This is a genomic window from Glutamicibacter sp. AGC46, from assembly GCF_053543715.1.
The window spans coordinates 365,657-386,831 of record NZ_JBLVOJ010000025.1 but is presented as its reverse complement, the minus strand read 5'-3'; the positions used below and the strand labels follow the sequence as shown (position 1 = coordinate 386,831).

Here is a 21,175-nt window from a genome sequence, read left to right as displayed (position 1 = left end):
GGAATAAACCTCGCCTTGCTTCACTTGGAGTTAAAGGAAGAAATACGTCGCATCTGCGAAAGGATGTCCATAAGTGCACGCGTGGAATAACCCTGAGGTACCTCAGGTGGCTGGTTCAGCACCAACACTGGAACTTTTCAATACCGCCACCGGAGCCCGACAGGCCACTGCGCCAGCGGATGAAGCTATTGCGCCGGCCAGCATGTACGTTTGCGGTATCACCCCCTATGACGCCACCCATATGGGCCACGCCGCCACATATGTCACCTTTGACCTGGTGCAGCGCACCTGGCGCGATGCCGGTCGCACCGTGGCCTACACCCAGAACATCACCGACGTGGACGACCCGCTGCTCGAGCGCGCCGCAGCCACCAACGTCGATTGGCGCGAACTGGCCGAGTCGCAGATCCAGCTCTTCCGCGACGACATGGAAGCCCTGAACGTCATTCCGCCGCAGAACTACATCGGCGCGGTGGAATCCATCCACTGGCTGGTCCCGGTGGTCGAGCAGCTTCTCGATGCGGATCTGGCCTACCGTGTGCCAGCTGGTGCCGATGGGGTGGAAGGCGACGTGTACTTCGACACCCTGGCCGCCCAGAACGATGCCTGGAAACTGGGTGCCGTTTCGAACTACGACCGCCAGACCATGCTCGGCTTCTTCGCCGAACGCGGCGGGGATCCGGATCGTGCCGGCAAGCGCGATGCGCTGGACCCGCTGCTGTGGCGTGCCGCCCGCGAGGGCGAGCCGTCATGGGATGGCGGCAAGCTCGGTTCCGGCCGCCCGGGCTGGCACATCGAATGCTCGGTGATTGCCCGCAAGACCCTGCCGGCCCCCTTCACCGTCCAAGGTGGCGGCTCGGACCTGATCTTCCCGCACCACGAATTCTCCGCGGCCCACGCAGCTGCTGGCGATAACGCGGAACTCGCGCAGACCTACGTGCACACCGGCATGGTGGGCCTGGACGGCGAAAAAATGAGCAAGTCCCTGGGCAACCTGGTGCTGGTTTCCAAACTGCGCGAAGCTGGCGTCGAGCCGGTAGCGATCCGCGCCGTACTGCTCTCCCAGCACTACCGCAGCGACTGGTTCTGGACCGAGCAATTGCTGGCCGCAGCGCAGCAGCGGGTGGCTGCCTGGCGCCAGGCCTTGGCCACCACCAGCACCGAGGACGCAGCCAAGGTAGTGGAAAGCATCCGCAAACACATGGCAGATGACATCGATGCGCCCTCCGCGCTGGAGGCACTCGACCGGTGGGCGGCACAGCCGGCCGGCTCGAATGGCGACGGCGCCGAAGCATTGCGCCACGGCATCGACGCGCTGCTGGGGCTCAAACTCTAGGAAGCTGCGCGCCAAGCATCCCGGGGTCCGGCTTCAGATATCGAAGTCGGACCCCGGGCTGTCTTTGCGGTACTTTCCCCGGCGGCGCAGATAGCGTTCGAATTCCCGGGCAATGGACTCGCCGCTGGCCTCGGGAAGCTCGCTGGTGTCCGTTGCCTGCTCCAGCTGTTCAACGTACTTGGCCACATCCGGATCCGCTGCCGCGAGCTCATCGACCCCATGCTTCCAGGCCAGCGCATCCTCGCGCAGCTTCTGGTCCGGCACGGAGACCGGGATGACTTCCTCCAGCAGCTCGATGATGGCCAGTTGCACCCGCGGGCTGGGGGACTGCGCAACATAGTGGGAGAGCTGCGCCCACAGCGACAGGCTCGGGATCCCGTACCGTTCGAACTCCACGCCGAGCACCGAGGGGATTCCGGTGGGCCCCTCATAGGTGGAGGCGCTGATCCTCAGGTGCTCCTGGAACCGCGGATCGTCGCTGGCCAGCGAGGTCGGCACCGGCCGGGTATGCGGCACATCAGCCAGCAAGGCGCCCAGGGTGAGCACGGCATGGGCATTGTGGGATTGGGCCACCTTGATGATCCGCGAGCAGAAGGTCTGCCATTTGAACGTCGGCTCGACACCCAGCACCACCAGCAGGTCGGCGGCCGCCTGGGGCAAATGGATCTTGAAGATCTCGGTGCACGGCCAGTCCACTACGCGCCCGCTCCCAGTGCGCCGGGTCTTGGGCCGGGTGAACTGGTAGTCGTAGAAATCGTCCTCGCCCACGGTGGCCACATGCTCATGGGCGTTGGACTCGAGCAGCAGGCGGACGGCGTCCGTGGCCGCCGAACCGGCGTCGTTCCACCCCTCGAAGGCAGCCAAGACGATGGTGGGGCGAATCTCATGCTGGGTCTTGGCGATATAGCTATTCAGCGTCGGGGCGTGGTATTCCTCGTTCATTGAAGACTCCTTGGCAGCACTCGATGCTCTCGGCGTGGCTCGCCGAAGCGGCTTAGCCCCACTCTTCCATCTAGAATGGACTCATGCCAAGCACCAGTTTTGACTTTGCCGCCGGAACCGAGCCCGCAACCCCGCAAGCTGTCCTGTGGGATATGGACGGTACGCTGATCGACACCGAACCCTATTGGCTGGCTGCCGAAGCTGAGCTGGTGGCTTCCCATGGCGGCTCATGGAGCCATGAACAAGGCCTGGCCCTGGTCGGCAACGCCTTGCCAGATGGCGCCCGGGCCCTGCAGCAGGCCGGGGTCAAGCTGGAGATCCGCGAGATCATCGACTGGCTCTCTGCCCGGGTGGTTGCCGGCATCCGCCGCGAGATCCCCTGGCGGCCAGGAGCCCGCGAATTGCTCGCGGCGTGCAAGCAGGCAGGCATCCCGCAGGCCCTGGTGACCATGTCCGAGCGCAGCATCGTCGATGAACTGATGCTCAGCATCCCCGAAGGCACCTTCCAGGCCAGCGTTACCGGCGAAGAAGTCGCCAACGGCAAGCCGCACCCGGAACCTTATCTGGCTGGACTGCAGCTGCTTGGCCAGTGCACCGGGAAAGAACTGGAAGCAGCCAGGTGCATTGGTTTCGAGGATTCCGTGCCGGGCATCGCCTCGGCGGCCGCGGCCGGGCTGCATGCGGTGCTGGTCCCCAACGCCACCGACCCGGGCGAAGGCAATTGGCGCCGGATCGACAGCTTGGCATCCGTGGATGTACATGAAATGACTCGATGGTTGGTGCAGGTTAGCGCGTGAGCGACACTCAGGAAAAGTCCCCTGGAATCAAGCTGGGGCGTATCGGCGGCGTCCCGGTCTACCTCTCCAGCTCGTGGTTCATCATCACCGCGGTCATCACCTTCAGCGTCGGCATCCAGCTTTCGCGCGGCGGAATCATTCCGCCGCTGAACGCCTACCTGATGGGCCTGGCCTGCGCGGTGGCTATTGCCGTGGCCGTGCTGATCCATGAGGTCGCGCACGCGATGACCGCGCGCGCCTTCAAGTGGCCCGATGCGCACATCGTGTTGACGCTGATGGGCGGGCACACCCAGTTCGGTTCCTTCAAGGCCAAGCCCGGCGCCTCGCTCTGGGTGGCACTCTCCGGACCGCTGTCGAACTTCCTGCTGGCCGGACTCGGCTGGCTGGTGATCGAGAACGCGCCCATGGGCGTGTACCCGAACCTGCTGCTGGACTTCTTCGTCTATGCCAACCTGCTGCTCGGCGCCTTCAACGCGCTGCCCGGGCTTCCGCTCGATGGCGGGCGGCTGGTCGAATCGATCGTCTGGAAGGCCACCGGATCCCAGTTCAAGGGCACCATCGCCTCGAGCTGGGTGGGCCGGGCAATCGCCGTGGGCCTGGTCTTCTACTTCGTGATCTATCCTCTGGTACGCGGCGAGCAGCCCGAGATCATCACGGTGGTGGTCGGCATCATGGTGGCGATGTTCATGTGGCAAGCCACCACGCAGCTGATTGCGCACTCCAAGATGATGCTGAACCTGCCCACCGTGATCGCCACCGACTTGATGCGCCCGGCTTCGGCCATGGTTTCGCACGCAACCGTAGCCGACGTGCTCTCCCGCCAGAACGCTCGCGGGGGAGAGATCATCCTGGTCGACCCGAAAGGGATGCCGGTCGGGGTCATCGATGCGCAGGCACTGTCCCGGGTGGACCCGAACCAGGCGGCCCAGGTTCCGGCCCTGGCCGTGTCCCGTGCCCTGGGCCAGGGCGCGATCGTGGCCGAGGATTCCGATGGCCGCGCACTGATCGACTACCTGGCCAGCGTGGACAGCGCCGAATACGCGGTGATCAGCGCCACCGGGCAGGTGGTGGGCCTGCTGCACCAGCGGCAGATCGTCAACGCCGTCACCGGACGCCGCAAGTAAACTCTATACAGACTGAAAAGCACCAAGAAAAGGATCACATCAGTGAGCGAAGCTAAGAGCCAGGCGCCGCACGGCGCGGCAGCCCGTCGCGGCCCCTTCCGTGTCGGCGACCGCGTGCAGCTGACCGACGAGAAACGCCGGATCAACACCATCACCCTGCAGCACGGTGGAGAGTTCCACACGCACAAGGGCGTGCTGCCGCACGAGGCCATCATCGGCCTGCCCGAAGGCTCGGTCATCGAGAATATCGACGGCTTCCGCTACCAGGCCCTGCGCCCGCTGGCCAAGGATTTCGTGCTCTCCATGCCGCGCGGCGCCACCGTGGTCTACCCGAAGGATGCCGCGCAGATCGTGCAGTTCGGCGACATCTTCCCGGGCGCACGCGTCGTCGAAGCCGGCGTCGGTTCCGGCGCGCTGTCCATCTCGCTGCTGCGCGCGGTCGGCGATGAGGGCTTCCTGCACTCCTTCGAGCGACGCGAGGAATTCGCCGATATCGCCCGCGGCAACATCTCCACCGTCTTCGGTGGCGAGCACCCCTCGTGGCAGATCTCCATCGGCGACTTCCAGGACAGGGTCGTCGAGCTGGAAGAACCGGGCAGCATCGACCGCGTGGTCCTGGACATGCTCAGCCCCTGGGAGTGCCTGGATGCGGTAGCTACCGTGCTGGCGCCGGGCGGCGTGTGGACCAACTACGTGTCCTCGGTGACCCAGATGTCCCGCGTGGTCGAGGCCATCCGTGCTTCGGGCCAGTTCACCGAGCCAGAGTGCTTCGAAACCCTGGTGCGCGGCTGGCACGTCGACGGCCTGGCTGTCCGCCCGGATCACCGGATGGTGGCGCATACCGCATTCCTGATCACCTGCCGCCGACTGGCCGATTCCGCCGATGGCATCCCGAAGGCCAAGCGCATCAAGGAGCACTCGTACTCCGATGAGGACCTGAGCGCATGGACGCGCGATCACGCCGAGGGCGAGTGGACCGCTGAAGCACTGGGCGAGCGCGGCTTGTCGGATAAGAAGCTGCGCCGGGCCGCCCGCGATGCCAACCAGTCCGTGCGCGTGCGTGCCGCTGAAGAAGGCGCCGAAGGCGCTGGCGGCGAAGCCTGAGCTGCAACCATATATTGAGACATTGCGTCTCATTATGTGACATTGGGCCCCGAGTGTTCTGCACTCGGGGCCTTCAGTTCCTAGGATGGAAGCAAGACGGTGCGCCAAGCACCGGAAAAAACCTCATCAGGGCGCACGAACCGCCCCGGTGACGTTGGATGTTGGAGGTTGGAACGTGAACGATAATCGCGAGGCAGAACAATTGGCCGAGCGGCTGCAGATGACCGAACGCCAGGTCAACGTGCTGCGCGACAAGAATCGCAACCTCGACAAGCAACTCGCCGGGATCAGCGGCAATAACAAGCGCCTGGTGGCCCTGCTGGAAACCACCCGCGAGCAGATCATCAACCTGAAGTCGGCGCTGGAAAAAGACGGGGACACTCCCTTCAGCCACGGCACCATCGTGGCCAAGCACCCGCGCAAGCACCCCGAACCCGGGCTCGGCATCGAATCCACCGGCGCCCAGTCCGCAGATGTCATCTACTCCGGGCGCAAGATGCGCGTGGCCGTCAGCCCGCTGATGGATTTCGACAAGCTGGTCATCGGCCAGCAGGTGCTGCTCAATGAAGCACTGGTGATCGTCGCGGCCCTGGGATTCGAGGAGACCGGTGAACTGGTCACGGTCAAGGAACTGCTGGAAAATCACCACGCCGTAGTCATGGCCCGTGCCGATGACCAGCGCGTCGTTGAACTCGCTGGCCCGCTGCGCGAGATGCACCTGCGCGTGGGCGACCAGCTGGCCATCGACTCACGTTCGGGCATGGCGGTATCCCGCGTCCAGCTCACCGACATGCAGTCCCTGGTGCTCGAGGAAGTCCCGGACATTGCCTACTCGGACATTGGCGGGCTGAACTCGCAGATCGAAGCCATCAAGGACTCGGTGGAGCTGCCCTTCACCCACCCTGAGCTGTACCGCGAACACGGGTTGAGCGCGCCAAAGGGGATCCTGCTCTACGGCCCTCCGGGCTGCGGCAAGACCCTGATCGCCAAGGCGGTGGCGCACTCCCTGGCCCAGCGCGTCGTCGAGCGCAAGGAAGGGGCCAGCAACCGCAGCTACTTCCTGAACATCAAGGGTCCGGAGCTGCTGGACAAGTACGTGGGCGAAACCGAGCGGCACATCCGCCTGATCTTCGCCCGCGCCCGGGAGAAGGCGCTGCATGGAGATCCGGTGGTGGTGTTCTTCGACGAGATGGAAGCGCTGTTCCGTACCCGCGGCACCGGTGTCTCCTCGGATGTGGAAACCACCATCGTGCCGCAGCTGCTGGCCGAAATTGACGGCGTCGAGCGCCTGGATAACGTGATTGTCATCGGCGCGTCCAACCGCGAGGACATGATCGACCCGGCGATCCTGCGTCCGGGACGCCTGGATGTCAAGATCAAGATCCGCCGTCCCGATGCCGAGGGCGCCACAGAAATCTTCAGCAAGTACCTGACGACCGAACTGCCGCTGCATGCCGATGAGCTCGATGCCGATGCCGGGGATGCCGGCGCCACCATAGCGCGCATGATCCGCGGAGCCGTCCAGGCAATGTACTCCACCGAGCGGATCAACGAATTCCTCGAAGTCACCTATGTTACCGGTGCCACCGAAGTGCTCTATTTCAAGGACTTCGCCTCGGGCGCGGTCATCCACAACATCGTGGACCGCGCCAAGAAGCATGCCATCAAGGCGCTGATTACGCAGAACGAGCGCGGACTGAAAATGGAGTACCTGCTGCGTGCGGTGCGCGAAGAGTTCGCCGAGCACGAAGACATGCCCAACACCACCAACCCCGATGATTGGGCCCGGATTTCCGGCCGCAAGGGCGAGCGGATCAGCAACATCCGTTCCCTGGTCCAGCAGCAGGCCGGCAAATGAGCGCCCGTCGCCTGGTCGGCCTGGAAACCGAATACGGAATTATCCGCCCGAACATGCCCAAGGCCAACGCCACGGTGCTTTCGGCGCAGATCGTTGACGCCTACGCGCAATTGGTCGCCGAGCAGGATTCGGCGGCCAAGGCAGCACGCTGGGACTACAGCGACGAATCCCCGCTGCAAGATGCGCGCGGATTCGCCATGGACCGGGCCCAAGCGCATCCGAGCCAGCTGACCGACCTGGAGCCGGGGCTGGACGACGAGGGCATCTGGACCGCCGAATCCATTGCGCTGGATGGCAATGACGCGCATCTGGGTTCCACGCTCTATCAGGAGAAGGAATCCACGGATGTCGTGATGAATATGGTCCTGGGCAATGGCGCACGCCTGTACGTCGACCACGCCCACCCGGAATACTCCAGCCCCGAATCGATGACTCCGCGTGATGCGGTGCTCTGGGACCAAGCCGGCGATGAAGTGATGCGCCGCGCCGCGGCCGCCGCCCAGCGCCTGGGCAGCGGGGAACTGCTGCTGTACAAGAACAACACCGATAACAAGTCGGTCTCCTACGGCTCGCATGAGAACTACCTGATGCCGCGCGGCATCGAGTTCTCCTCGATTGTCCGCGGGCTCACCCCGTTCTTTGCCAGCCGGCAGATCTTCTGCGGTGCCGGCCGGGTGGGCCAGGGCATGCTCAACGAGCGCGCCGCCTTCCAGGTCTCCCAGCGTGCCGACTTCTTCGAGGCGGAAGTGGGCCTGGAAACCACGATCAACCGCCCGATCATCAATACTCGCGATGAACCGCACGCGAACTGGGACAAGTACCGCCGCCTGCACGTGATCATCGGGGATGCGAACCTCGGGCAGATTTCCACCCTGCTGCGCGTGGGCACTACCAACTTGGTGCTCTCGCTGATCGAAGCGGGGATGGCCCCGCAGCTGGAACTGGTCGAGCCGGTCCTGGCCTTGCAGCAAATCAGCCACGACCCCACGCTGAAGGCCAAGGTGCGGTTGCGCGGCGGGGTCCAGCTCACCGCCATTGAAATCCAGCGCCATTACCTGCATGCGGCAGAAAACTACTGTGCGGCACGCGGGATTGATGATCCGGACACCACCGAGATCCTCAGCCGTTGGGCGCAGATCCTGGATTTGCTCGAGCGCGACCCGATGGACGCGGCAGATCAGATTGACTGGATCGCCAAATACCAGCTGGTCAACGGCTTCGCCCAGCGCCACCAGCTTGAGCTGTCCGATCCACGCGTGGCGATGCTGGACCTGCAATGGGCTGATCTGCGGACCGACAAGGGCCTGTACTACCGCATGGCCGAACGCGGGGCCATCCAGAGGATCTTCAGCCAGCAGGAGATCAACCAAGCCGTGGGCGCCCCGCCGGAGGATACCCGCGCCTACCTGCGCGGCATGACCCTGCAGCGCTATGCGCCCTACGTCGTCGCAGCGAACTGGGATGCGTTGTCCTTCGCCGTCCCCGGGGCGCGCAAGATCAGCCGCTTCCACATGCCCGAACCGCTGGGCGGAACCCGTGCGCAGGTTGGCGAGCTGTTCGACACGCAGCTGGAGATTGCGGAATTTATCGACGAATTGGCCAGGCGTCGCTAATCGGCGCAGAATAGGTATGAGTCTCGGCGCGTAATTCCGGGATTCACGACGACTTAGGAGAAAACGATGACTCAGGAAAGCTTCTCGGCCCGCCGCAGCACCCAGAACCAGCAGGCCGAAACGGAACAGGTCCAGGTGAACACCACCGGCCAGTCCGCCGGCGTGGATGACCTGCTGGACGAGATCGACTCGGTGCTGGAATCCAACGCTGAAGAGTTCGTCCGCGGATTCGTGCAAAAGGGCGGCCAGTAAGCCCCAACGGGCACACAGCTTTGGAAGTCGTGTTCTGACCAATGTGGCGGAACCGCAGTTGAGGGGAAGTAGCTTCGCGTGGATCGCAGAATCTTTGGTCTGGAAACCGAATTCGGGCTGAATTATGTCCCGTCGGATGGGCGCCGGCTCACCCCGGAGGATGCCGCACGGCACCTGTTCAAGCCGGTAGTCAGCTGGGGGCGCAGTTCGAATGTGTTCCTGGAGAACGGCTCGCGCCTCTACCTGGATGTGGGATCGCACCCGGAGTACGCCACCGCGGAATGCGACCAGCTCAAGCAGCTGATCGCCCACGACCGCGCAGGGGAGGCGTTCATGCTGGACCTCGTTGACCAGGCAGAGGACCAGCTGGCCGAGGAAGGCCACGAAGGCCGGATCTACATGTTCAAGAACAATGTGGACTCCGCCGGGAACTCCTATGGCTGCCACGAGAACTACCTGATTCCACGCAAAATCGAGTTCAAGCGCCTCGCTGACATGCTCATCCCTTTCCTCGTCACCCGCCAGCTATTGTGCGGTGCCGGGCATCTGATCACCGATGAAGATCAGACCAAGTACGTCTTCTCCCAGCGCGCCGATCACATGTGGGAGGGGGTCTCCTCGGCCACAACGCGCTCGCGTCCGATCATCAATACCCGCGATGAGCCGCACGCCGATGCCGAGTACCACCGCCGGCTGCATGTCATAGTGGGCGACTCGTCGATGAGCGAAACCACCCAGCTGCTGAAGATCGGCGCCACCGACCTGGTGCTGCGCCTGATCGAATCCGGCGAAATCTACCACGATCTGCGACTGGAAAACCCGATTCGCTCCATCCGCCAGATCTCCCACGATTTCACTGGCCAGACCGTGGTGCGGCTCATGGGCGGCGACGAACCGACCGCACTGCAGATCCAGTGGATCCTCTTCGAATCCGTCAAGGAATTCATCGCCCGCCACGGCGCGCACCACGACCAGGTGGATACCGTCCTGGAATTGTGGGAACGCACGCTGAACGCAGTGGAAAGCCAGGACTTCTCGCTGATCGACCGGGACATCGACTGGGCTATCAAGCACAAGCTGCTCACGGGCTATGCCCAGAAGAACTCCCTGGAGCTCTCGGCGCCACGGATCGCGCAGCTGAACCTGACTTACCATGACATCGACCCGCAGCGCGGCCTGTTCCACCTGCTCAAGCGCCGCGGCCTGGCCAGCGCAGTCGTCTCCGACGCTGAAATCAATCAGGCTGTGAACAACCCGCCAGCCACGACACGCGCGGCACTGCGAAGCAAATTCATTCGCGCCGCCCGCGCCAATGGGCGACGCTATAGCGCCGATTGGGTCCACATGAAGTATGAGGATGGCCCGGGCGGAATTGTGCTGTGCAAGGACCCGTTCGCAACCACCAATTCACAGATTGACGAGCTCATTGAGCTGATGGGCCAGCAGCTTTAGCTAGCTGGAAACAAGTATTTACACAGCAAAAACCTCTAAGCTGGACGCAGATCATTACGGCCCTTGCCCTGTGCAAGCCCGCAATGCATGACCAGCTAGTCCAACCGGAAAGAAGATTCGTGCGAAAAGTTTTGGCAGTATGCGCCACCGCGTCCATCCTTGCCCTGGCGTCCTGCGGTTCGGGTTCGTCATCCCTGAGCGGCATCGACGTCAAGCCAGCAGAAGATAGCAAGACCGCACCTGAGGTCAAATTCGATGCGCCGCTCCTGACCGAAAAGTCAGAAGCAGTCACCGTGGTGGAGGGCGAGGGTTCCGACATCAAGGAAGGCGACACCATCCAGATCCAGTCGGGCCTGTACAAGACCATCGACGGCCTGCTGACCAATGAGAACTTCACTGCTGATCCGGCTCCCATGAAGGTTGACGAGACGCTCAAGGAGCAGATGCCCGAGCTCTACGAAACCCTGCTGAAGTCCCAGATTGGCGACTGGATCGCTTACGCAGCCATCGAAGGCGTTCAGCAGCCGGACGGGTCCATCGCCGAACCGGCCGAAGGCTCGCGTGCCGAACGGCTGATCGTGATCAAGATTGCGGACTCCAAGAGCCCTAGCCAGACGATGGGCAAGGAAGAAGTCCAGCAGCTCAAGGACGACGGCAAGCTCCCCACCGTGAAGACCGGCAAGGGCGATCCGCAGATCACCATCCCCAAGGACACCGAAGCCCCGGCAGGCCTGGCAGTGGACGTCCTTGAAGAAGGCGACGGCCCAGCGGTTGGCCAAACGTCCAAGGTCACTGCCCACTACCACGGCGTGCGCTGGGAAGATGGCAAGAAGTTCGACGGCAACTTCGGCAACGAAGAAGGCTTCGAAGCCGATATGGCCGGCGGAGTCATCCAGGGCTGGCTGCAGGGCTTCCAGGGTCTGAAGGAAGGCAGCAAGGTCTTGCTGACTGTCCCAACGGACTTGGCCTACGGCGAAACAGCTGAAGCCCAGGGGCGTCCTGCAGGACCACTGGTCTTCTACGTAGAATTAGACAAGGTAAGCGAAAGCAAGTAACAGAAAGGCCGTGACTATGTCGTTCGGAGAACGCAACTACGACCGCACCATGCCGGAGATCGATTTCCCGGGCACCGACGCTCCTGAAGAACTGGTCATCACCGACCTGGTCGAGGGAACCGGCGCCGAGGTCACCCCAGGCACCACCGTTGAAGCGCACTATGTAGGCGTTGCCTGGTCCACCGGCGAAGAGTTCGACTCTTCCTGGGGCCGCGGGCAGACCCTCGACTTCCCAGTGGGTGTCGGAATGGTTATCCAGGGCTGGGATCAGGGCCTGCTGGGCATGAAGGTCGGCGGCCGTCGCCGACTGGATATCCCATCGCACCTGGCCTACGGCGAGCGTGGCGCCCCAGGCGCCATTGCGCCTAACGAAGCACTGATTTTCGTTGTGGATCTGATGGGCACCAAGTAATTCCAAGTGCTGGCAATGGCCTCGATTAAATAATCGGGGCCATTGCTGTCCCAGAAGTCATCCTTATCGGCGAAAGTTGGTTAGTCTAGGCACGTGAGCACAAAGCAATCCCCGGGACCCAGCAAGGCAGAACGCCTGACCAGCCTCATCTATGCGCTGGCAACTAAATCACGGAAGTTCAACGCCGACCGCATTGGATCCTATTTGGTGCCAGGCGGTACCAAGGAGACCCGAGAGAAGGCGCTGGATCGCCTCAAGGACGATATCCGCAATGACTTCGGGTTGCAGCTGGACAAAGAAGTAATCGACGATGTTACGTACTACAGCATCGACACGACCGAGTGGTTCTTGCCGCCGGTGGAATTCAGCCCCGCAGAAGCCGGCCTGGTCGCATTGGCCGCGAGCCTTTGGAAAGACACCAAGCTCCAGTCATTGGGGCTCAATGCCGCGGCCCGAGTCACCGGCCATGATGGCGTGGCCTCGCCGGTCGCTCCGTTGGCCGGCTCATTGGTACCACGCCTTTCCATGGATGAACCGAACTTCCGCGAATGCGCCCTGGCGGTCTTCAACCGCAACACGCTCAAGTTCGCCTATACGTCCTCTGGCGGCGCACAGAGCGAACGAATTGTTGATGTGTGGGGGATCGGGCAGCGCTACGGCAACTGGTACTTCACCGGCTATGACCACACGCGGAAAGATACCCGTGTCTTCCGCCTCTCGCGGGTTCAGGGCAAGTTCACGAATTACCGGCATGGCGGCGCTAACGCCGACGGGCAGTACCACGCCCGCCCCCAGGATTTCGACATGACCCAGGTCTTGCAGGATTTCGACCTGCAGAATCCGGGACTGGTGGCAACGGTGCGGCTCTTGGGCGATGAAGCAATCCCGCTGCGCGCCCAGGCAGTAAATGGCCGCAGCGATCAGGATGAGCTGCAGATCGGCTATGCGGATCCGCATTCATTTGCCCAGCAGCTGGCAGCTTATGGTCCGGCCGTGAAAGTCCTGGGACCCTCCGAACTGGTGGCCCAGGTGCGCCGGATTCTGCGCGACGCGCGCAGCTCCCAGACCAGCCAGGGCAACCAGGATGCCTACGCAGAGGTGAATTTCCGTCCGCATCGCGCCACCGGCCGTGGCACCACCACAACTCAGGTCATGCGAAATATCGACATGATCCAGTATGTGCACGCCCATGGTGCCGTAGAAATCGAAGCGCTGGCAGAACGCTACTCCATGAGCGTTGCCAAGGTTCGTGAAGAGCTGGCCATGATCATGATGTGCGGTGTCCCGTACGGCCAGCATGACGAACTGATCAACGTCAATGACGGCGACGTTGAATCCGATACCGTTACGATCTCCAATGCAGCCCTGCTGGCCGAGCCGCAGAAGCTGGCGCCGCTGGAAGCAGTAGCCGTGCTCGGCGGGCTCAACGCCCTGGCAAGCATTCCCGAGTTCGAGCACCAGCAGGTGCTCGACGCGGCACTGGCCAAGGTGAATTCCGCGGTGGCCCGTTTTGACGGCTGGAGCGGGGCGCTGGGCTTCGCACTGTCCAAGGCGCGCGAGAACGATATTCCGCAGCAGCTGATTCAGGCGATTCGTTCCCAAGACGTCGTGCGCATCGATTATTACTCGGCCCGTTCGCGAACTCACCAGGTTCGCGATGTGGAACCGATCCGGCTCATTGAAGACGGAGCGGTGCAGTACCTGCGGGCTTGGTGCCGAAAGCGCCAGAGCCTATTAACTTTCCGGGTGGACCGGATGTTAAGTGTGGAAACTGCCGGTGAACAATTCGAGCTGGCGGCTCGGCATGAAGACCAGCAAGATGTCCAGATCCGGTATGCCTCCAACGACGATGACTTAGAGGTCATGGTCTATGTAGACGCCGAGATCTTGCCGGTTATCGAAGCTTTCCATCCTCTTTCCTGGTCCACGGGAAAGGTCGGTACGGGGTATCTGGCCAACGTCCGGTTCTCGGATCACCAGGTAGCTGCGCCGCTCGTGGCTCGCCATAGCGGTAAACTGACTGTGGTCTCTCCTGACGCTACGCGCGAACAGGTAGTGAACTGGTTGGACGAGGCTATCGCAATGTATGAGGATTAATAGATGCTTCCTTGGTGGTTTTGGGTACTTTTGTGGACTGTGCTCGTTTTGGCGACAGTACTTGTTGCGGCACTTGCCGGCTTCCGTTTGTTCAAACGGGGAATGGCGGTCGTCGAGGGCCTGGGCGACGCTGCGGATCACATCAGCGCCGGTTTAAGCCAGGAGGGCACCGTCGTCGAGTACGCTGCGAACCCTCGTCGCTACCCGCACGGAACCGATGCCACGCACGCGGATCCGGAGAAGATCAAAAAGCTTCGCGATAAGGGCAAAGCTGAAAGAATCGAGGCGCGTCGAGTTCGCCGCGTCGCACGTCGCGCACAGCGCGGCCAAGCTCAGAACATGCGCGATCTTGGCTTGTTCTGACGTAGACTTTAGATAGAGAGAAGGGAATCCACATGGGTGGCTTACAGGGATGGCATTTGGTCATCATTATCGTGCTTGCACTGCTGCTTTTCGGCGCTCCAAAGCTTCCAGGCTTGGCTCGCTCGATGGGCCAGTCGCTGCGCATTTTCAAGTCCGAGGTTCGCCAGATGAAGGATGATGATCCTAAATCTGAAACCGTTGATGGCACCATCAATGATCCGAACCCCAACGAAAAGAACAACTCGTAGACCTCTTCAGTGGCAACAAATAAAGACAAGAACCCGCGCAGCAAGAAGAAGCGGGCCAAGGACGCAGAAGGTCGGATGGCTCTCAAAGAGCATCTGATTGAAGCACGGAACCGGTTATTCAAGTCGCTCATCGCGCTGACCTTGGGCACGGTAGCCGGTTTCTTCGTATACGACTGGCTGCTTGCCTTGCTGATCGCGCCTGTGAAAGCTGCCGGCGGCTCGGTAGTGTTCACCGCGGTGATGTCACCCTTCGACATCATGATCAAGGTGGCGCTGTTCGTCGGCCTGATCGTTTCCTCGCCGGTGTGGCTCTACCAGCTGTGGGCATTCATCGTGCCGGGACTGAAAAAGAACGAGCGCCGTTTGAGCTACAGCTTCGTAGCAGCCGCGGTTCCGCTGTTCCTTGGCGGCGTGGCGATGGCCTACTTCGTTCTTCCGTTTGCGCTGGAATTCTTCATTAGCCTGTCGCCGGAGAACTCGGATAACCTGCTGAACATTTCCGAGTACCTGCCGTTTATCTTCCGCCTGCTCCTGGCATTCGGCTTGGCCATGCTGGTACCGGTACTGATGGTTGGCCTGAACATGGTTGGCGTCCTGCCAGCCAAGCTCATCTTGAAGAACTGGCGTATCACCGTCTTCCTCATCGCCCTGGTTGCCGCTATGGCAGCACCAGGCGGCGATGCGATCACCATGTTCGCGTTGGCTGGACCGTTGTTCCTCACCTTCGCCGTTGCCACTTTGATCTGCCACTTCAACGACAAGAAGCGCGCAAAGAAGCTGGCGGCACGGGAAGCCGAGAATGAACGCCTAGCAGCTGGTGAAACTTCTGGCATTGAAACCCCTAGCTCGATTGACGAACCTAAATCCCAGCTCTGAACCAGGGCAAGAAAGTGAACGACCACAAGTGACTTCACCCGCGGAACGCTACGCGAATTCCAAGGCACGGCAGGTCGAAAACGGCACTGCACTTCCTGGATTCCGGGCAAGCATCTCCTTCGACCTGGATCCATTCCAGGCCGAAGCTTGCCAGAAGGTCGCAGAAGGGCACAGCGTACTGGTCGCTGCGCCCACCGGCGCCGGAAAAACTGTTGTTGGCGAATACGCCATCTACCAGGCTCTAGGCGAGAACCGCAAGGCTTTCTACACCACGCCCATCAAGGCGCTGAGCAACCAGAAGTATTCGGAACTGGTCAATCGCTATGGAGCGCAGAAGGTCGGGTTGCTGACCGGCGACACCTCCATCAACTCCGAAGCGCAGATCGTCGTCATGACCACCGAAGTGCTGCGCAATATGCTGTACGCGGATTCCCAAACCCTCGACGGCTTGGGCTACGTGATCATGGATGAGGTCCACTACCTCGCCGATAAATTCCGTGGTGCCGTATGGGAAGAAGTCATCATCCATCTGCCGTCCAACGTGCAGATCATTTCACTCTCGGCAACCGTGTCCAACGCCGAGGAATTCGGTGGCTGGCTGGATACCGTCCGGGGCCAGACCGATGTCATCGTCTCCGAGCATCGCCCGGTGCCGCTCTTCCAGCACGTCATGGTCGGCCCTAACGTGGTCGACCTGTTTGCCGAAGACGTAGCCTTCGACAAGGTGGCTGAAGACGATTCAAAGGCCTCGGTCAACCCCGAACTGCGAAAACTCGTACGCTCCCACAGCCCTGGCGGCCGAGTGCAGCGCGGCCGGGGTCGCGGCGGCCGCGGCCCCCAGCGCAGTTCAGGCATGGGGCACCGCATCAACCGTCCAGCGGTTATCGGGAAGCTTGACCGGGCTGCTCTGCTGCCAGCTATCTTCTTCATTTTCTCCCGCAAGGGCTGCGATATGGCCGTGCAGCAGTGCGCCATGGCTGACCTGCGCCTGACGACCAATGAAGAAGCCGCCGAGATCGCGCAAGCGCTGGATGAAGTCGCCTACCGGATCCCCAGCGAAGACCTGGACGTTCTGGAATTCTGGTCCTGGCGCGATGGTCTGGTTCGCGGCTTCGCTTCCCACCACGCCGGCCTGCTCCCGATCTTCAAGGAAATCGTTGAAGACCTCTTTGCACGCAACCTGATCAAGGTGGTGTTCGCAACCGAGACCCTGGCACTGGGCGTGAACATGCCAGCACGCTCGGTCGTGCTGGAAAAACTGGTCAAATTCAACGGCGAATCCCACGTGCAGATCTCTTCGGGGGAGTACACCCAGCTCACCGGCCGTGCCGGGCGCCGCGGCATTGACGTCGAAGGCCATTCGATTGTTGTCTGGAACCCCGACCTGGAACCGGAATCCTTGGCAGGACTCGCTTCGAAGCGAACCTATCCGCTGAATTCCTCGTTCCGTCCGACCTACAACATGTCCACCAACTTGCTGGCGCAGTTTGGCCGTGAACAGACTCGTCAAATCCTCGAAACCTCCTTTGCCCAGTACCAGGCGGACCGTTCCGTGGTGGGCATGGCGCGCCAGGTGCGTTCCAAGGAAGAATCCCTGGCCGGCTACGCCAAGTCGATGGAATGCCATCTCGGAGATTTCACCGAGTACCTGAAACTCCAACGAAACCTGGCCCAGGTCGAGAAGAACGCTGCGAAGGACCGCCGCCACGAGCGCCGTTCGGCAGCTGAGCAGTCCCTGCAGGCCGTGATCCGCGGCGACGTGGTGGACCTGCCAGGTGGCCGCCGCTTCGGTCGCGCCGTGGTCGTCGAGCTTGATAAGGCCATGTACAACCCGCGACACACCGTGCTGACCGAAGAAGCGCAGCTTCGCCGGCTCTCGGTGGAAGACCTCAACGGACCAGTGCAGATCATTTCGCGGATCAAGATTCCCAAGGGGTTCAACGGGCGCACACCGAAGGAGCGCCGGGACCTTGCTTCATCCTTGCGCAACGCGATCTACGAGTCGCGTCCTCCACGCCAGGACGCCCAGAGCTTTGATTTCGAAGGCTCGGATTCCTTCGAGCGTGAAATCAACGCACTGCGCCTGGAGCTCAAGGACCATCCTTGCCACGCCTGCTCGGAGAAGGACCAGCACATGCGCTGGGCCGACAGGTACTGGAAGCTGAAGAAGGACACGGACAAGGCCCGTCGCGCCATCCGCGGGCGAACCAATACCATTGCCACGCAGTTCGACAAGGTCTGCAAAGTGCTCGAGCAGTTCGAATACCTCGTGCCTTCCGAGGGCGGCGAAGATTTCGCGCTGACCGACTCGGGCCGCCGCCTGCGCCGCATCTATGGCGACCGAGATCTGCTCACCAGCCAAATCCTGGAGACCGGCAAGCTCACGCAGCTCAATGCGGAAGAACTCTGCGCGGTTGTCGCCAGCCTGGTCTACCAGGCACGCCGCGACGGGGACCGTGCCGATCCGAAAATGCCAACGGGCAAGATCGATGACATCTGGAATAGCACCATCAGGATTTGGGGCGAGCTATCGGACGCTGAAGAGGCCTTGGGCCTTGACCCGACCGCTCCACCGGAATCCGGTTTGATCTGGCCAATGTACAAGTGGGCCCGCGGTTCGAGCCTGAACAGCGCGCTGCGCGGTACCGATCTGGCACCGGGTGACTTCGTGCGCTGGGCCAAGCAGGTCATCGACACATTGGACCAGTTCGCAAAGAATAGCGACCTTCCGCCATTGCTGGTTCGCAATGCCTACAAGGCAGTAGACCAGATCAAGCGCGGTGTAGTGGCCTACTCGAACGTGCTGGACTAGCCAGCAGGTCCAGCCGAAAAACTTATTAGCCAGTGCACGAGAAAAGGGAGACGCTGATGGCAAAAACACTCTACCGAAACGGGTCCATCTACTCAGCGGCCGATCCATTTGCTACCGCAATGGTGGTGGACGGCGACACCATTTCATGGTTGGGCGGCGAGGACGCAGCCGAGCGCCACGCGTCTGCCGTCGACGAAGTGGTCGACCTCAATGGTGGTTTGATTACCCCGGCGTTCGTCGAATCCCACACGCACCTTGCCGCCTTGGGCCGCACCCTTTCGGGAGCCGATTTGGGTGCAGCAACCTCGGCTTCTTCGCTGCTTTCCCTCCTCGCCGAGCAGGCGCAGAAGTCGACCAAGCTGGTCCTGGCTCAGGGGTGGGACAACTCGAACTGGGCTGACCAGCAGCTGCCCGCGGAAACCGACCTGACCAGTGCCGCGGAAGGCCGCGGCTATTACCTGGCGCGTCGCGATGTGCACAGTGCCCTGGTCAATCGGGAACTGCTGGATCTGCTGGACCTGGGCCACCTCGCCGCTGGCATCATTTCTGGTGCGGATCACGACGCCGTGCGTGAAGCACTCACCAATACGCAGAAGGCCGAACAGGAATACCAGCGCCTGGCACTGGAGCACTACGCCTCGCGTGGTTTCGCCAGCGTTGTGGAGATGGCGGCCCCGCATATTGAGGGCCGAGAGGCGCTGGAGCAGTTGCTGGCCATCGACAACCCTGAACTGCCGCAAGTCCATGCCTACTGGGGCGAACTGGTTAGCGATGCAGACATCGCCCAGGAGCTGGCCGCATCCTTCCCAACGGGAAAGGTGCTGGGCTTGGGTGGCGATCTTCGCGTGGATGGTTCGCTAGGCAGCCACACGGCGTACCTGCGCGAAGACTACAGCGATCAGCCGGGCGAACGCGGCACCCTGTATCTGAAGCGTGACGAAATTGCGGCCCACCTGGTCGCTTGCAGTTCCCGGGGGATCCAGGCCTCGTTCCATGTGATCGGAGACGGCGCCCTGGACGAGGTGTTGGCAGGTTTTGACCTGGCTGCTGAGCAGATTGGGGCAGCTAAGCTGCAGATGTGCCGGCACCGTCTGGAGCATGTCGAGATGGTTGATGAAGACTCGCGGGCCCGTTTGCTGCAGTACGCCATCATGGTTTCGATGCAGCCGGTCTTCGACCAGGCGTGGGGCGGCTCGAACGGCATGTACGCGCAGCGCCTGGGGGAGCGCGCAGCATCGATGAACAACCTCTCCGCTATGCTTTCGGCTGGTGTGCCAATGGTGCTTGGCTCTGATGCTCCGGTAACGGAGGTTGATGGCTGGCAGGTTGTTCGCGCCGGCATGAACATGACGAATGCTGAGGCTCGCATTTCGGCTCGTGCGGCCTTCTTGGCTCAAACCCGATCCACCTACCGCGCCATGGGCGAGATGAACCCGTTCGCCGGGCAGCTCGTGATCGGCGCGCCGGCGACTTTTGCAGTGTGGACTGCCTCTGAACTTGCTGTGCAAACTCCGGACGTCCGAATCAGTTCTTGGAGTACCGATGCACGAGCTGGAACTCCGATGCTTCCGGTCGTTGATGAGGAAATTCCGCAGTGCCTGCGTACAGTACGCGCTGGAATCACGCTTTTCAATACCCTTGAGCCAAGCGAATCGGCTTAAAGCGAAACAGATGCTCAATAAGCAGAATGAATTCGCAAAATTTGCCCTGACTAGTGGTGTCTAGGTAAAGAGTGAAGTCATTTGATGGTTGACAGCCTAGGTGGGGTACCCACTAGGCTGGTCTAAGCGCCTCTTCGAGATGCACATGCATTGCGTTGGAAACTACGCAATTTAAACAACGATCCTCAGTGACCTTAGATAACATTCTCTGTGCCTTTCGGCGTGGAGAATAGGGCCGAAGTCACTGAGGATCGTTCGTTAATGCGGTGTCTCCAGCGCGCTGATTGGCAAATGATGACTATACTTTGAGTTTGGATTAACTCTTTTCGACCCGGTGTCCTGCATAAGCCATGCAGTCGACGCCGAGCAGGCAAGAGGCTTTGTGTTGTATACCCAGAAAGGTGCCGCCGCGTGCGCGTCATTACAATCATTCCGACTTACAACGAACTGGAGTCGCTCCCGCTGACCGTAGGACGCTTGCGTACCGCAGTTCCTGACTCGGATGTATTGATCGTTGATGATAACTCGCCTGACGGCACCGGAGAACTTGCAGACAAGATGGCTGCTGAGGACTCGAATATCCACGTATTGCACCGTACCGGCAAGGATGGCCTGGGAGCCGCCTACATTTCAGGTTTCGAATGGGCGTTGGCTCGCGACTACGACGTACTGGTAGAGATGGATGCCGATGGCTCGCATATGCCAGAGCAGCTTCCACGCCTTTTGGAAGCCAGTGCCGCGGGCGCAGATCTCGTAATCGGTTCGCGTTGGGTCAAGGGCGGCGAAGTCGTGAACTGGCCAATGCTGCGCAAGATCATCTCGCGCGGCGGCAGCTTCTACTCGCGCACCATGCTGGGCTTGCCTCTGCGCGACATCACCGCAGGCTACCGCGCCTTCAAGCGCGAAACCCTGGAAGCAATCGATTTTGACGCCGTTGAGTCGCGCGGCTACGGCTTCCAGGTGGACATGACCTTCCGCGTGGCCATGCTGCGCAAGACGATCGTTGAAGTTCCCGTGACCTTCGTAGAGCGCGAACTGGGCGCGTCGAAGATGAGCGGCAACATTGTGTTCGAAGCAATGTGGAATGTCACCCGCTGGGGCTTGGGCGCCCGGTGGAAGAAGCTGACTTCCAAGAAGTAATACCCGTGGTTAAGCGAACTGGCGTGCAACGAT

The 21,175-nt window shown here is 61.5% G+C and carries 18 protein-coding genes; 17 read left to right on the top strand and 1 reads right to left on the bottom strand.

Annotation, left to right across the window (positions count from 1 at the left end):
• Positions 1–73 precede the first annotated feature (73 nt).
• The gene (gene mshC, locus ACNPM8_RS16775; protein ID WP_133833382.1) at positions 74–1,336 is read left to right on the top strand and encodes a cysteine--1-D-myo-inosityl 2-amino-2-deoxy-alpha-D-glucopyranoside ligase; all 1,263 of its coding nucleotides are present in this window, start codon (positions 74–76) and stop codon (positions 1,334–1,336) included.
• Between the two features lie 33 nt (positions 1,337–1,369).
• Here the strand turns inward: mshC and ACNPM8_RS16770 are convergent, their stop codons facing one another.
• Positions 1,370–2,278, bottom strand: coding sequence for a PAC2 family protein (locus ACNPM8_RS16770; RefSeq protein ID WP_448940242.1), 909 nt, complete (start codon positions 2,276–2,278; stop codon positions 1,370–1,372).
• 83 nt (positions 2,279–2,361) lie between these two features.
• Between ACNPM8_RS16770 and ACNPM8_RS16765 the strand changes: the two genes are divergently transcribed.
• The 16 genes from ACNPM8_RS16765 (at position 2,362) to ACNPM8_RS16690 (ending at position 21,142) form a co-directional block, all read left to right on the top strand.
• On the top strand, positions 2,362–3,075 hold the full coding sequence (locus ACNPM8_RS16765; RefSeq protein ID WP_448940241.1) for an HAD family hydrolase: 714 nt from the start codon (positions 2,362–2,364) through the stop codon (positions 3,073–3,075).
• Positions 3,072–4,199: a site-2 protease family protein gene (locus ACNPM8_RS16760; RefSeq protein ID WP_448940240.1), complete on the top strand. Its 1,128-nt coding sequence runs from the start codon at positions 3,072–3,074 to the stop codon at positions 4,197–4,199. Before ACNPM8_RS16765 ends, ACNPM8_RS16760 begins: the two co-directional genes overlap by 4 nt.
• 42 nt (positions 4,200–4,241) lie before the next feature.
• A complete protein-coding gene (locus ACNPM8_RS16755; protein ID WP_448940239.1) occupies positions 4,242–5,303 on the top strand; it encodes a tRNA (adenine-N1)-methyltransferase in 1,062 nt (353 codons plus the stop codon).
• Positions 5,304–5,523: 220 nt separating this feature from the next.
• Entirely contained in the window at positions 5,524–7,161 is a 1,638-nt protein-coding gene (arc, locus tag ACNPM8_RS16750) for a proteasome ATPase (protein ID WP_166650701.1), read from the top strand.
• Positions 7,158–8,774 carry a depupylase/deamidase Dop gene (gene dop / locus ACNPM8_RS16745; RefSeq protein WP_388022020.1) on the top strand — a complete coding sequence of 539 codons (1,617 nt, stop codon included), beginning with the start codon at positions 7,158–7,160 and terminating at the stop codon, positions 8,772–8,774. The genes arc and dop overlap by 4 nt, the downstream gene beginning before the upstream one ends.
• Positions 8,775–8,840: 66 nt before the next feature.
• Positions 8,841–9,026 (top strand): ubiquitin-like protein Pup, encoded by a 186-nt coding sequence (locus ACNPM8_RS16740; protein WP_105657838.1) that lies wholly within the window; start codon positions 8,841–8,843, stop codon positions 9,024–9,026.
• A gap of 78 nt (positions 9,027–9,104) precedes the next feature.
• Positions 9,105–10,478: a Pup--protein ligase gene (gene pafA / locus ACNPM8_RS16735; RefSeq protein ID WP_448940238.1), complete on the top strand. Its 1,374-nt coding sequence runs from the start codon at positions 9,105–9,107 to the stop codon at positions 10,476–10,478.
• Positions 10,479–10,597: 119 nt separating this feature from the next.
• Positions 10,598–11,533, top strand: coding sequence for an FKBP-type peptidyl-prolyl cis-trans isomerase (locus ACNPM8_RS16730; RefSeq protein WP_332486254.1), 936 nt, complete (start codon positions 10,598–10,600; stop codon positions 11,531–11,533).
• Between the two features lie 16 nt (positions 11,534–11,549).
• Positions 11,550–11,945, top strand: a complete 396-nt coding sequence (locus ACNPM8_RS16725) for an FKBP-type peptidyl-prolyl cis-trans isomerase (RefSeq protein WP_448940237.1) — start codon at positions 11,550–11,552, stop codon at positions 11,943–11,945.
• 93 nt (positions 11,946–12,038) lie between these two features.
• Complete coding sequence (locus ACNPM8_RS16720; protein ID WP_448940236.1) at positions 12,039–14,042, top strand: helix-turn-helix transcriptional regulator; 2,004 nt, start codon at positions 12,039–12,041, stop codon at positions 14,040–14,042.
• 48 nt (positions 14,043–14,090) lie between these two features.
• Positions 14,091–14,405 (top strand): hypothetical protein, encoded by a 315-nt coding sequence (locus ACNPM8_RS16715; RefSeq protein WP_448940235.1) that lies wholly within the window; start codon positions 14,091–14,093, stop codon positions 14,403–14,405.
• 32 nt (positions 14,406–14,437) lie between these two features.
• Positions 14,438–14,653 carry a Sec-independent protein translocase subunit TatA gene (tatA, locus tag ACNPM8_RS16710; RefSeq protein WP_105657843.1) on the top strand — a complete coding sequence of 72 codons (216 nt, stop codon included), beginning with the start codon at positions 14,438–14,440 and terminating at the stop codon, positions 14,651–14,653.
• Between the two features lie 9 nt (positions 14,654–14,662).
• Positions 14,663–15,529 (top strand): twin-arginine translocase subunit TatC, encoded by an 867-nt coding sequence (gene tatC / locus ACNPM8_RS16705; RefSeq protein WP_105657844.1) that lies wholly within the window; start codon positions 14,663–14,665, stop codon positions 15,527–15,529.
• Positions 15,530–15,557: 28 nt separating this feature from the next.
• A complete protein-coding gene (locus ACNPM8_RS16700) occupies positions 15,558–18,341 on the top strand; it encodes a DEAD/DEAH box helicase (protein ID WP_105657845.1) in 2,784 nt (927 codons plus the stop codon).
• Between the two features lie 56 nt (positions 18,342–18,397).
• Positions 18,398–20,002 (top strand): amidohydrolase, encoded by a 1,605-nt coding sequence (locus ACNPM8_RS16695; RefSeq protein ID WP_448940234.1) that lies wholly within the window; start codon positions 18,398–18,400, stop codon positions 20,000–20,002.
• Positions 20,003–20,413: 411 nt separating this feature from the next.
• Entirely contained in the window at positions 20,414–21,142 is a 729-nt protein-coding gene (locus ACNPM8_RS16690) for a polyprenol monophosphomannose synthase (protein ID WP_448940233.1), read from the top strand.
• Positions 21,143–21,175: the final 33 nt, after the last annotated feature.